We start from the raw sequence: 12,977 nt of genomic DNA on the forward strand, positions 1-12,977 counted from the left end.
GGGCGGGTTCCACGGATTGGGCGCGACGGGCGCGATCGGGGACTGGTTCACCGGGGGCGGCGGGGTCGGTATCAGCGCCGGGTTCGCGGTCCCTGGCACCGGCGGCTGCGGCGTCATCCCCGGCGGCAGTGGCGGATTGGGATCCGCCAGGCTCGGATTCGGATTGATCAGCGGCGGACCGACGGCGATGAGGTTGCCGTTCTCCCCCAGCACCGTGCCCGGCGGTGGGGCCAGATCCTTCGGCGGCTGATAGTTCTGCGGTAGCAGCACGTCGGGCAGGGCCGGTCGGGTTCCCACCAGCGGCGCGGTGTAGCAACTCGGACCCTTCAGCTCCCCGTATTGCGGACAGTCGGCGCGGGTATAGGTGTAGCTGGGCGTGAACGACAGATTCACTCGCATGTTGCCGGTGTCGCGGTCATGCATCCACACCTCGCCGAAGAACTTGTCCGACAGCTGATTCAGCTTGACGAAGGCAGGCACCCAGTGCCGTGAGGTCTGCGCCAGGTTGCCGAGCACCGGGGTCAACTCGGAGGTGATGTTGACCATCCGGTCGGTGTGGTTGTTGAGCGCGGTATGCGTGGCGTTCATGGTGTGCATGCCGCCGCTGATCAAGGTGTCGAGTTGCGAACGTTGCTCGACCAGCACACGCATCGGTTCCACCGCTTGATGCAGCGAGTCGAGCAGTTCCGGTGCGGTGGCCTGCAATCCACGGGTGGCATCGATGAGCGCCGAGACCGTCGTCTCGTCCGCTTCAGCCGCCACGATCGCGTTGGTTTCGTCGATGAGCCGGTTCAACTGGGCGCCGCTGGCGAGGAGTTCGGTACGACGATCCTCGGTGGCCGCGTTGACGGCGGCCAGAATGCCGACCGTCTTGTCCTCGCGGCCGCGCCCGGTCGCGGCCAAGATGTCACGCAGCTTGCTGATGGTTGTCTGGAACAACACCGTCGGCAATTCGGTGTCCTCCGGGATGTGCGCACCGGCCTGGATGGCGGGGCCGGGCCCCTTATCGACCAGCTGCACCGACGACACCGCAAACACATTGCTGGGCACGACGCGCGCGGTCACCGTGGCCGGAATGGACTTGGCGTACTGGGGATTCAGGTCGATGTGCACGTAGTTGGGGTTGCCGTGCGCGGCCGGGGTCACCTCCTGAACCATGCCGACCAGCACGCCGTGGTACTTCACGTCCGATCGCTGGGGCAGCCCGTCGCCGACGTTGACGAGGTTGGCCACCACTCTGACGTAGGGGTCGAGCCGGCCGGTCGACTTGACCAACAGCAGCGCCGTCACGATCGACGCAACCGCCAGCAGCGCCACCCCGCAGCCCAGCAGTTGGCGGTCTGACGGCCCGCGGCCGTCCAGCTCAATGGAATTCGGCAATGTGGTTGTTCACCCCCCGAACCTCGCCCCGGAATCGACGCTCCACAGGGCCATGGTGAGCAGCATGTTGACCATGATCACGACGGTGATGCTCGCCCTCATGGCGTGGCCGGCCGCCACGCCGACCCCGACCGGGCCGCCGCTCGCGTAAAAGCCGTAGTAACACTGGATCGTCGACGCGATCCACACGAAGACGATCGCCTTGAGCAACGAGTAGAGGATGTCCTGACCGGACAACATCATCGTGAAGTAGTGCAGATATGAACCGGTCGAACCGCCGCTGATCGCGAAGACCACGAGCTGGCTCGTCAGGTAACTCACCGCCAGGCACGCGACGTAGAGCGGCACGATCGCGACCACCGAGGCCACCAACCGCGTCGTCACCAGATACGGAATCGGCCGAATTGCCAAGGCGTTCAACGCATCGATCTCCTCGGCGATGCGCATCGAGCCCAGCTGCGCGGTGAACCGGCAGCCCGCCTGCGTCGCGAACGCCAGTGACGCCGCGATCGGCGCCAGCTCGCGGGTGTTCACCAGTGAGGAGATGATGCCGGTGGCAGGCCCGAGCCCGAGCAGGTCCAAGAAGTTGTACCCCTCGATGCCGACGAGCGCGCCGACGGTGACGCCGAGCACGATCGCCACCCCCGCGGTGCCGCCGCCGACGACGAGAGAACCGTTGCCCCAAGTGATATCGGACAGCAGCCGGACGAACTCTTTGCGGTAATGGCGCAGCGCGATCGGGACGGCCACGACGGCCTGGACGAAGAACACCAGCATGTGCCCGAGCCGGATGACCGGCGTCGAGGTGCTCCGGTAGAGCCGGACCAGCGGCGCCAGCAGTGGCGGCACGAACGTCGATGCCGTCATGTCACAGCCCCACTCGCGGGAAAAGCATGATATAGAGCTGGCTGATCGCGACGTTGACGACCATCAGCACCAGAATCGATTCGACGACGGCCGCGTTGACCGAGTTCGCGACACCCGTCGGCCCGCCGACGGTGGACAGCCCCTTCTGGCACGACACCACGGCGACGATCGCGCCGAAGATCACCGCTTTGATCAAGGCAACGATCATGTCCTCGGTGGTCGCGAACGACGAGAAGGTGGCGACGAAGCTGCCGGGCGCACCGTTCTGGAAGTAGACGTTGAAGAGGTAACTGGCCAGGAACCCGACGAAGCACACCACGCCGGTGAGTGCGACGCCGACCATGACGGCCGCCGCGAACCGCGGCACCACGAGACGCCGCACCACGGAGACACCCATGACCTCCATCGCGTCGGTTTCCTCGCGCATCGTGCGCGAACCCAGGTCGGCGGTGATCGCCGATCCGACCGCGGCGGCCATCAGGATCGCGGCCGTGAGCGACGCGGCCTGCCGGATGACGGCAAGACCGCTGGCGGCGCCGGCGAGCGATGTGGCGCCGACCTGCCCGGCCAACAGTGCGAACTGGATCGACAGTGTCACCCCGATCGGCAGCGCCACCAGGATCGTCGGCAGCACGGCCGTGCCCGCCATGAAGGCGCCCTGCCGGATGAACTCCTGCCACTGGAACCGGCCGGTGTACAGGTCGGTGAACAAGTACTGCAGGGTGCGCACTCCGAGGACGAACTGGTCGCCGACCGTGGTGAGCGACGCGATCGGATGGCGCCTGACGTAGCCGGTGGTCCAGTCTTCGATGGCGTCGAGCCCGCGATCCCGCCCGACCTCGTCAGACACGCGCTCAGACGACGCGGTCATCCTCTCTCTTTACGAGATTGAGTAGGCACAGTTGAATCCCTCCCGACGCCCGCAGAGCCTTAACTCGCAGTGGTTGGCACGGTATAGCCGCCGCTGTGCCGTCGTCAACGTTTTGCGGAATTCTCATTCACTTAGTTCGTCGAACCCGGGCGATTCCGGCAAGAAAGGACCACGCCAGCCGTCAGTGGCATCGCCGCAGCGGCTCAGCCGCTGCGGCTGAGATCGCGTGGAAACCGGGATAAGTCAACATATTCGAACGAATGGGCACACGAATCAGCACGGGCCGGGCGCGCAGCGACGAGAGGCGCACCGAACTTCCCGGTGCGCCTACCCAAGCCTCGTGCTCAGTATGCACGTTAACTTTACTGGCGTAGGGGAAACGCGCGAAAATGCGAGAAAAATGCCGGGGCGACTCAGCCGGCCTGGCCGGCTTCCCGATTGGCTTGCCCGACAATCGAATCCAGCAGACCCGGGATCGCGGCATCGACATCCTCGGTCCGCAGCCGCTGGTGCGTGTGCCCATCGGCAGGCTCGCGCTCGATGAGTCCGGCGTCGCGCAGGATGTTGAAGTGGTGGGTGGCCGTCGATTTGTTGATGCCGTCGTAGAGGGCCGCGCACCTCACCGGACCGCCGGCGTTGTGGAGGCGGCGCACCATCTCCAGTCGCACGGGATCCTGCAGCGCGCACAGCACCTGGTGGATCGACGCGACAGGGCGGCGGACCGCCCCGGCTACTGACGCCTCTCCCATGTGCCCTCCATCACCGGTAAATAAGTTTGATGACGATCGAACCCGGCGTACGCTCGGTGAAGTTCGATCATCATCAAACCTACCCCAAGAGGAGTGACGATGACGCCCGTCGCGGTGGATGGCGCGCTCGGTCTGAAAGAACAGCGCACGCAGCGCTGGGCCTACCCGCTGCTGCTTGTCCTCAGCGGCGTCGCACTCGGGGTATCGGGTGTGCCCGCACCGCTGTACGGCATCTACGAGACGGCCTGGCACCTGACGCCACTGGCCACCACGATCGTGTTCGCGGTCTACGCCATCGCGGCCCTGGCGGCCGTTCTGGTGTCGGGCCGGATCTCCGACGTCATCGGCCGCAAGCCGGTGCTGCTCTTCGCGCTCGTCGCGATGATCGTGGGACTCGGAGTGTTCCTGGTGGCCGACACCATGGCACTGCTGCTGGTCGCCAGGACCATCCACGGCGCCGCCGTCGGCTCGATCGTGGTGGTCGCCGCGGCTGCGCTCCTCGACCTGCGGCCGCACCTCGGGGTGCGCTCCGGCCAGCTCAGCGGTGTCGCGTTCAACATCGGGATGACGGTCGCGATCGTCGGCTCGGCCATGCTGGCGCAGTACGCCCCGCATCCGTTGCGCACACCGTACGCCGTGGTGGCTGTCGTCTGCGTCATCGTCGGCGTCGGCGTGATCGCGCTGCGGGAAACGCACACCACCCGGTCGTCGGGGCCGATCCGGATCTCCAAACCCGCGGTGTCCCAAGAGATCCGGTCCGACTTCTGGTTCGCCGCACTCGGCGCGATGGCGTCGTGGTCGGTGCTCGGGGTACTGCTGTCGCTCTATCCTTCGCTGGCCGCGCACCAGACTCACATCGACAACCTGTTGTTCGGCGGAGGCGTGGTCGGGGTGACTGCGTTCTCCGCGGCGCTGGTCCAGCTCGCCGCAACGCGCATCCCGGCCCACCGCGCCGCGATCCTGGGCGACGTCGGTATGGCGATCACGCTCCTGCTGACAGTCCCGGTGCTGCTGACCCACTCCTGGCCGCTGGTGTTCGTGGCCGCGGCGCTGCTCGGCGCAACTTTCGGGCTCGGGTTCGGCGGGTCGTTGCGCCACCTCTCACACGTCGTCCCCGCCGACCAACGCGGCGAGACGATGTCGGCGTTCTACGTGCTGGCCTACACCGCGATGGCCGTTCCCACGCTGCTCGCGGGCTGGGCCGCCACGCGGTGGAACCTCGCGACGGTCTTTCCCTGGTTCGCCGCGGCGGTCGCGCTGGCCTGCCTCACCGCGGCCGCGATCGGCGCGCGCTCGATCCGCGCCGCCAAACGCGGCTGAGACAGTTCAGCAACTTGCGGTCAAGGGCCGCATCCCGGCAATACGCTGATCGCCATGGCACCAGCGCAACGCGAACCGAACGTCGTCGTCCTCGGTGGCGGCTCCTGGGGCACCACCGTGGCCTCGATCTGCGCGCGGCGCGGCCCGACGCTGCAGTGGGTGCGGTCGGCGGAGACCGCAAAGGACATCAACGACAATCACCGCAATTCCCGGTATCTGGGCGACGAGGTGGCGCTGCCGGACAACCTCAAGGCCACCAATGACTTCTCGGAGGCCGCGAACTGTGCCGACGTGATCGTGATGGGTGTGCCGTCGCACGGTTTCCGCGGTGTCCTCATGGAGCTGGCGCGCGAACTCCGCCCGTGGGTGCCGGTGGTGTCGCTGGTCAAGGGGTTGGAACAGGGCACCAACATGCGGATGAGCGAGATCGTCGACGAGGTGCTGCCGGGTCACCCGGCGGGCATCCTGGCCGGGCCGAACATCGCGCGCGAGGTCGCCGAGGGCTATGCCGCCGCGGCCGTGCTCGCCATGCCCGACCAGCACTTGGCGGCCAAGCTCGCGGAGTTGTTCCGCACCAAGCGTTTTCGCACATACACCACCGATGACGTGACCGGTGTCGAGATGGCCGGGGCGTTGAAGAACGTCTATGCCATCGCAGTCGGCATGGGCTACTCACTGGGTATCGGCGAGAACACGCGTGCCATGGTGATGGCGCGGGCGGTCCGCGAGATGGCCAAGATGGGCGAGGCGGCAGGCGGGCACCGCGACACGTTCGCCGGCCTGGCCGGCATGGGCGATCTCATCGTCACCTGCACCAGCCAGCGCAGCCGCAACCGCCACGTCGGCGAGCAACTCGGCGCGGGCAAGAAGATCGACGAAATCATCGCCTCGATGAACCAGGTCGCCGAGGGCGTCAAGGCCGCGAGCGTGATCATGGAGTTCGCCGACAAGTTCGGTCTCAACATGCCGATCGCCCGCGAAGTCGACGCGGTGATCAACCACGGCTCGACCGTCGAGGAGGCCTACCGCGGTCTCATGGCCGAGAAGACCGGCCACGAGGTGCACAGCTCGGGATTCTGAAACTCAGTCGCCACGCACGGCGGCGCGGAAGTCCTCGGCACCGACGGGCGGGGCGATCGTCCACAGCACTTCGGCCTCGCCGTCGGTCGGATTGTGCCAGTCGTGCAGCCGCGTCGCGTCGAACGTGAGGCAGTCGCCGGTGTCTAGGACGGTGTTCTCGCCGTCGACGGCGATGCTGAGCCGGCCCCGCAGCACGTAGACGAAAACCGTTGCGGCGTCGAGTCGATAGGCCCCGCCCGAACCGCCGCCCGGGCGCATCACGGTGTGCATCACCTGCACGTGCCGCTCGGCTTTCGGGGTCAGCAGCTCCTCGCGTACGTCGACCCCGCCCATCTCGAGCGGTGCGCCGGCTCCACTGCGCACGACCGGCGCGGACGGGTACTCGAACAGGTCACCGATCCCGATCTCCAACGCGTCGCAGATCCGCATCAGCACCGGAACCGACACATTGGTCATGCCGCGCTCGGCGAGGCTCAGGAAACCTTTCGTCACCTCGGCCCGCACGGCCACCTCCGTCAGGCTCAGCCCGCGCTCGCGGCGGAACTCGCGCAGCCGGGCCCCGGCACGGCCCATCCCCGTCTCTGCGCTGTCCGGCACAGCAGTCCTCCCCCGTGTGTTGACGGCCATTCGTTTAGTGGTGTAAAACACGTCGCAGCGTTTTATGGCATTGAACCCTACACGCGGTCATGCCCCCCGATTAAAGAAAGGCACGGCGGTGTCCGCACCTCAAACCGACCAATCGCAGGACACGACACAGATCCGGGCCGCCGTCTTCGACGGCGACGGCACCATCACGGTCGAGACGGTCGACCTCGCCGCGCCCGGCCCGGGCGAGGTCCGCGTCAAGGTCGCCGCCGCGGGCGTATGCCACTCCGACCTGCACGTCACCACCCGCGCCTGGGACGTCCCGGCACCGGTCGTGCTCGGGCACGAGGGCTCCGGTGTGGTCACCGCGGTGGGCGCGGGCGTCGACGACCTCGAGCCCGGCGACCATGTGGTGCTGAGCTGGGTTCCCGGTTGTGGCGAGTGCCGGGCATGTAAGGCCGGCCGGCCGGCGCAGTGTTCGCTGGTCGCCTCGGTCGTCGCGGCGGGTGGCACGCTCTACGACGGCACCACGCGGCTGTCCAACGAGCGCGGCCCGATCCACCACTACCTCGGCGTCTCGTCGTATGCCGAACAGGTGGTCGTCCCGCGCAGCGGCGCGATCAAGGTCCGCAAGGACGCACCGCTCGAGGACATCGCCATCGTCGGCTGCGCGATCGCGACCGGCGTTGGTGCGGTCCGCAACACCGCAGGCGTCCAGCCCGGTTCGACCGTAGCGGTGATCGGCTGCGGTGGCGTCGGCCTGGCGTGCGTCCAGGGCGCGCGGCTGGCCGGCGCGGAACGCATCGTCGCGGTCGACGTCGTGGCCGAAAAGCTTGACCTGGCCCGCAAACTCGGCGCCACCGACGTGGTGGACGCATCCGCGACCGACGATGTCGTGGCCGCGTTGCGCGATGTCGTCGCCGACGGCTTCGACTATGTGTTCGACGCGATCGGCAAGATCGTCACCACCGAGCAGGCCATCGCCGCACTGGGCCTCGGCGGTGCTGCGGTCATCGTCGGCCTGCCCCCGGCAGGCGAGCGCGCGACCTTCGACCCGCTCGCGCTTGCCGAAGGCGATCAGCGAATCCTCGGCTCCAACTACGGATCCGCCGTGCCCGAGCGTGACATCCCCGCGCTCGTCGACGAGGTCATGGCGGGCAACCTCGACCTCGCCTCGATGATCTCCGGGCGCAGGCCGCTCGACGAAGCCGCGGCCGCGCTCGACGACCTCGCCGCCGGACACGCGCTGCGCCAACTCCTCATCCCCTCCGCCTGATCAGAATCGAGAGACTCAGTGTCCGAAGACCTTCAGACCGGCACCGCGGCCGGTGACGCCGGGCTGCGGCGCGGCGTGATGGGCGGCGGCGAACTCGCCGCGCAGGCCATCGCCAACATCGCCCCGAGTGCTGTCATCGCGTTCACCGCCGCCGCCATCTACACGACCGCGAGCAATGGCACCTGGATCTCGTTCGCACTCGCGACGGTCGTGATCCTGTCGGTCGGCTACTGCATATCGCAGTTCGCCAAACGGCGGTCCTCGGCCGGATCGCTCTACAGCTATGCCGCAACGACTTTGGGCCCGTTCGGGGCTTACCTGACCGGGGTGAGCCTGCTGATCGGCTGCTTCGGTATCGCGGCCGGATCGCTCAGCGGCTCGGTGGCCTACACCGCAACGCTGCTCAACCAGCTCGGCATTCCGGTGCAGGGACTCGTCGCCCAGATCGTGCTGGCCATCGTCCTCGGTGCCCTCGCGACGCTGTTCACCATTCGCGGCATCCGCCTGTCGGCACGCGTTTCGCTTGTGCTGGAACTGATTTCGATCTTCATCATCGCGCTGCTGCTCGTCGTGACACTGGTCCATCTGGGGTCTGACGCGTTCGACGCCGACCAGTTCGACCTGACCGGCGCCCAGCCGTCGGGCATCGCGGTCGGCATGGTGCTGGCGATCCTCGGGTTCGTCGGCTTCTCGAGCTCGGACGCCCTGGCCCGCGAGGCCAAGGATCCCTACCGTGCGGTGCCGCGCGCGATCATGTGGAGTGCGGCCGGCGTCGGCGTGCTCTACATCTTCGCCGCCTACACGCAGGTCGCCGCGCTCGGGCCCGCGCTCGGCGAATCCGCGCAGCCTCTCGACGACATCGCGACGCTGGTCGGTATGCCGACGTGGTTCAACCCGATCCTCAACTTCGGTATCGCCGCATCGTTTTTCGCCGTCGTCGTCGCACCCATGAACGTCATCGGGCGCATCCTGTACGTGATGGGAAAGGAAGGCGTGGTGCCGTCGGCGATCGGCCGCACCCACCCCACGCACCTGACCCCGCACCGCGCGCTGCTCACGGTCAGCCCGTTCGTCATCGCCGTGTCGATCGTGATGTACCTCAACGGCGTCGACCCGATGAACGTCGTCACCTGGGTGGACACCTACGGCACGTACGGCTACATGGTGGCGTACGCCGCCGCGGCCCTGGCCGCGGTGAAGTTCCTGCGCAGCATCGACGCTCGCGTTCCGCTGGTGTGGCCTGCCGCCGTGGTGGCCATCGCATCGATGGCATATGTGTTCTACGCCAACGTCTATCCGGTCCCGGCCTACCCGCTCAACGTCATCCCGTGGCTGTTCATCGCGACGGTGGCCGTCGCGCTCGCGTGGTACCTGATCCTGAGTCGCCGTTCACCGCACGTGATCTCGAGGATCGGGACCAGTGAGGTGGAGACGCTGGAAGGGATCGGCTGAGTTAGCCGATCTGGAAGGTGGGCTTGAAATCCGACGGTTGTTCACCGATGACGAAGCTGCCGGCCGGGCTGATCACAAACCCGGCCTGGTTGCGCCCGTCGATGCACGCGGTCATCACGCCGTCGGTCCCGCAGCTCACGGTCTGGTAGCTGATGCGACTGTTCGGCGGCAGCGGCTTGGCCGCCCCGGCCGCGGCGAACACCGGGGCCGGGGAGCTGGCGAAGCCGGGAACACCCGGCCCGCCGCTCACCAGGTTGGCCCCGTTGGGGGCGGCGGGAATCGGTCCGCTGCAGCCGTAACCACCGGAGCGCTGCAGGACGCACGTGACGCCCTCAGGTGTGGCGAAGGCGTACCAGTTGTTGTCCATGACCGCGTATTCCGACGTCTTCACCGGTGCGAACGCGTTGACGTTCGGCACTACCGGCGGGGGTGGCGGCGCCGGCTCTGCCGCCGCGACTCCGGGAACGCTCATGAAAGCCGCCCCCGCGGCGCTTACCAGGCCGATCAGCATTCTGCTCCGCACGCGGTAACCCTAACCCGGCCCCAACAGCGGGGCCAACCGCTCTGGCGTCAATTACGGGACGCTCAGCCGCACTTCAGATCGACGTAGACCGTGGTGTAGCGGACCACTTCCTCGGTGTTGCCGCGCGGGGCCGCCCGCAACTCGGTGATGTCGCGGCCCGGACGGACCGCGCTGACGGTGCAGTTGTCGATCGAGCCGCTGCCGACCTTCGTCTGGATGACGCGGTAGCCCTCGGCTTGCAGATCCTTGATGGTCTGCTGCGCCGAGGTCTGACCTGTCGGTGCGGCGGCGGCCGGGCCGGCGAGTGCCAGTCCGGTGAGCGCCAGGCCGGCGGTGAGCGTCGCGATAACCGTTTTTCTCATGTTGCGAATTGCCTTTCTTATTCGACTGAACTTGCTTTCAGCCTAGGCGGATAATTCAGGCAATTCCATCAATTCATATCGAACACATACGGTTATGTGGCAATCGAATTCAGGCCGAATTCAAAGAATTCACAGAGCCGGCACCTGCGGCGTCGAAACCCGCACTGACATGGGTATACGCACGGTAAACACCGTCTCGTCCGCGTCCGAGGCCACAGTCACGCTGCCTTTGTGAGCTTGAACAATCGACGCGACGATCGCGAGCCCCAGGCCGGTGCTCCCCAATTCACGCGAGCGCGATTTATCGGCCCGCACAAAACGCCCGAACAGGTTCGGCAACAATTCGGCGTCGATGCCCGGCCCGTCATCGGCGACGGTCAATTCGGCGTATTCACCATCGACGGCGAGCGTGATGGTGACCGTCACACCGGGCGGCGTGTGCATCCTGGCGTTCGTCAGCAGGTTGCTCACGACCTGATGCAGGCGGATGTGGTCCCCGCGGACCCAGACCGGCTCGTCGGGCAGCCGCGCCACCCACGTGTGCGTCGGCGCCGACACCGCGGCGTCGTTGACGACGTCGACGATCAGATCGCTGAGGTCGACGTCGTCGGTCTCCAAGTCCTGACCCTCGCCGAGCCGCGACAACAGCAGCAGGTCGCTGACGAGCACCGTCATCCGCCGCGCTTCCGCTTCGATGCGGGCGAGCGCGTATTCGGTGGTCGGCGGAAGGTTCGCGCTGTCCTGCCGGGTGAGTTCGGCGTATCCCTGGATCGCGGCCAACGGCGTGCGCAACTCATGGCTGGCGTCGGTGAGGAACTGCCGGGTGCGCCGGTCCGAGGCGGCGAGTTCGGCGAGCGCGCTGTCGACGTTCGCGAGCAGTTGGTTCAGCGTCTCGCCCACGATGCCGACCTCGTTGTCCGGATCGGTGTCCTTGTCGCGCACCCGAGCCGTGATCCGGTGATCGTCACCGTCGAGCCGCAGCGTCGCCACCTTGGCCGCGGTGGCCGCCACCCGGCGCAACGGCCGCAACGCGAAGCGCACCACCGCGATGGTCGCGACCGCCGTCACGATGAGCGCGACGATGATGATCACGGCAACCGTCACCGTCTTGCGGGCGATCATCAGGTTTGCGCTGTCCAGGGAAACGCCCGAGACCAGCACATCCCCGTCGCCGGCGGGCTGGCTGCACACCCGGTAGGAACCCAGCACCGGGAGCTTGATCGTGCGCGGCTCGTGCTGATCCCACGACTGTGCGTCGAGCGCCTTGACGACGGAATCGGGCGCGGGGTGCGGCTCGCCGTCGGAGAACATCGCCGATTGCACGACCTCGCCGTCGTGCAGCACCGCGATCAGGTTGCCCGGCGCCTGGCCGACGAACGCGGTGAGCGCTTCCTCATCCTTGGTGATCTGGTGCTTTTCCTCTTTTTCGCGGAGCTTGTCGTAGGAGTGACTGAACGCGGCCAGCGACCGCGACACCTCGGTGTCGCTCATCGTCGAGACGTAGGTGTGCAGGCTGTAGACCGACAGCACGCCGACGGACAGCAGCACCACCGACACGATCGACGTCACCCCGAGCACGAGTTGCCTGCGCAGCGAGCGCGGCCACCATCGAGGGCCTGTCATTGCACCGTGTCGGCGGGGCGCAACGTATAGCCCACGCCGCGCACGGTGTGGATCATCGGCTCGCGGCCGGCGTCCACTTTCTTGCGCAGATAGGAGATGTAGAGGTCGACGATGCTCGACTTGCCGCCGAAGCCGTAATTCCACACCCGGTCGAGGATCTCGGCACGGCTCAGCGCCCGCCTGGGGTTGCGCATGAGAAAGCGCAGCAGCTCGAACTCTGTGACGGTCAACCCGATGGGCTCACCAGCGCGCGTCACCTCGCGGCTGGCCCCGTCGAGCACCATGTCCCCGACCTTGAGCACCTCGTCGGCGGGCGGCGTGGTGTGGCTCGACCTGCGCAGCAGACCGCGCAGCCGGGCCACGAGCTCCTCGAGGCTGAACGGCTTGGTCATGTAGTCGTCGGCGCCGGCCGTCAGACCGGACACGCGGTCCAGCACCGAATCGCGCGCGGTGAGAAACAGCGTGGGCGTGTAGCCGTCGGCCTCACGCACTCGTTGCAGAATCTGCAGGCCGTCGATATCGGGCAACATGATGTCGAGCACCACCACATCGGGCTCGGTCTCATCGAACTTGGTCACCGCGTCGTGTCCGTTGTGCGCGACGTCGACGGTCCAGCCCTCGTAGTGCAGCGCCATCTTGACCAGATTGGTCAGTGCCGGCTCATCGTCCACCAGCAACACCCGAATCGGCGAACCATCGGCGCGATGGATCCGCGGCAACTGGCCGAGGATGGCCTGCCGCGGTTGCTGAGAACGCGGGGATACCGACATCATCGTCATGATCCCATTGTGCGGAGCGCATAGTTACCTGTCACGAAGTTCATATCGAGTTCTCAGGTAAACCCGTTGAATACAAACGATTATGACGTGGATCACCTTCAAGATCACTA

Annotated in this window: 13 protein-coding genes; 4 read left to right on the plus strand and 9 right to left on the minus strand. The window is 66.8% G+C overall.

Annotated elements, in window-relative coordinates:
- The 4 genes from AWC31_RS27485 to AWC31_RS27500 form a co-directional block, all read right to left on the minus strand.
- The coding region (locus AWC31_RS27485) for an MlaD family protein (RefSeq protein WP_110775302.1) at positions 1-1,380 on the minus strand (1,380 nt) is incomplete at its 3' end.
- Positions 1,381-1,389: 9 nt separating this feature from the next.
- Positions 1,390-2,247 carry an ABC transporter permease gene (locus tag AWC31_RS27490; RefSeq protein WP_085147393.1) on the minus strand — a complete coding sequence of 286 codons (858 nt, stop codon included), beginning with the start codon at positions 2,245-2,247 and terminating at the stop codon, positions 1,390-1,392.
- A gap of 1 nt (position 2,248) precedes the next feature.
- Positions 2,249-3,118 (minus strand): MlaE family ABC transporter permease, encoded by an 870-nt coding sequence (locus AWC31_RS27495; protein ID WP_085147395.1) that lies wholly within the window; start codon positions 3,116-3,118, stop codon positions 2,249-2,251.
- A gap of 413 nt (positions 3,119-3,531) precedes the next feature.
- Positions 3,532-3,867 (minus strand): ArsR/SmtB family transcription factor, encoded by a 336-nt coding sequence (locus AWC31_RS27500; protein ID WP_067859009.1) that lies wholly within the window; start codon positions 3,865-3,867, stop codon positions 3,532-3,534.
- 99 nt (positions 3,868-3,966) lie between these two features.
- Here AWC31_RS27500 and AWC31_RS27505 point away from each other — a divergent pair, with 99 nt between their 5' ends.
- Positions 3,967-5,187, plus strand: a complete 1,221-nt coding sequence (locus AWC31_RS27505) for an MFS transporter (RefSeq protein ID WP_085147783.1) — start codon at positions 3,967-3,969, stop codon at positions 5,185-5,187.
- Between the two features lie 54 nt (positions 5,188-5,241).
- On the plus strand, positions 5,242-6,267 hold the full coding sequence (locus AWC31_RS27510) for an NAD(P)H-dependent glycerol-3-phosphate dehydrogenase (protein ID WP_085147397.1): 1,026 nt from the start codon (positions 5,242-5,244) through the stop codon (positions 6,265-6,267).
- A 3-nt stretch (positions 6,268-6,270) separates the two neighbouring features.
- On the opposite strand, the gene AWC31_RS27515 is transcribed toward AWC31_RS27510, so the two are convergent.
- Entirely contained in the window at positions 6,271-6,864 is a 594-nt protein-coding gene (locus tag AWC31_RS27515; protein ID WP_234817018.1) for a helix-turn-helix domain-containing protein, read from the minus strand.
- Positions 6,865-6,982: 118 nt separating this feature from the next.
- Here AWC31_RS27515 and AWC31_RS27520 point away from each other — a divergent pair, with 118 nt between their 5' ends.
- Positions 6,983-8,128, plus strand: a complete 1,146-nt coding sequence (locus AWC31_RS27520) for a Zn-dependent alcohol dehydrogenase (RefSeq protein ID WP_085147401.1) — start codon at positions 6,983-6,985, stop codon at positions 8,126-8,128.
- Positions 8,129-8,146: 18 nt separating this feature from the next.
- On the plus strand, positions 8,147-9,580 hold the full coding sequence (locus AWC31_RS27525) for an APC family permease (RefSeq protein WP_085147403.1): 1,434 nt from the start codon (positions 8,147-8,149) through the stop codon (positions 9,578-9,580).
- A gap of 1 nt (position 9,581) precedes the next feature.
- Here the strand turns inward: AWC31_RS27525 and AWC31_RS27530 are convergent, their stop codons facing one another.
- The 4 genes from AWC31_RS27530 to AWC31_RS27545 all read right to left on the minus strand — a co-directional run bounded on the left by AWC31_RS27530 (position 9,582) and on the right by AWC31_RS27545 (position 12,867).
- Positions 9,582-10,103, minus strand: a complete 522-nt coding sequence (locus AWC31_RS27530) for a hypothetical protein (protein ID WP_067859025.1) — start codon at positions 10,101-10,103, stop codon at positions 9,582-9,584.
- A 62-nt stretch (positions 10,104-10,165) separates the two neighbouring features.
- Positions 10,166-10,465: a hypothetical protein gene (locus AWC31_RS27535; RefSeq protein ID WP_067859028.1), complete on the minus strand. Its 300-nt coding sequence runs from the start codon at positions 10,463-10,465 to the stop codon at positions 10,166-10,168.
- Between the two features lie 129 nt (positions 10,466-10,594).
- On the minus strand, positions 10,595-12,088 hold the full coding sequence (locus AWC31_RS27540; RefSeq protein ID WP_085147405.1) for a sensor histidine kinase: 1,494 nt from the start codon (positions 12,086-12,088) through the stop codon (positions 10,595-10,597).
- Complete coding sequence (locus tag AWC31_RS27545; protein ID WP_085147407.1) at positions 12,085-12,867, minus strand: response regulator transcription factor; 783 nt, start codon at positions 12,865-12,867, stop codon at positions 12,085-12,087. Before AWC31_RS27545 ends, AWC31_RS27540 begins: the two co-directional genes overlap by 4 nt.
- Positions 12,868-12,977 lie beyond the last annotated feature (110 nt).

Origin of the sequence: Mycolicibacterium wolinskyi (assembly GCF_002101965.1) — a bacterium.
Lineage (GTDB): Bacteria > Actinomycetota > Actinomycetes > Mycobacteriales > Mycobacteriaceae > Mycobacterium > Mycobacterium wolinskyi.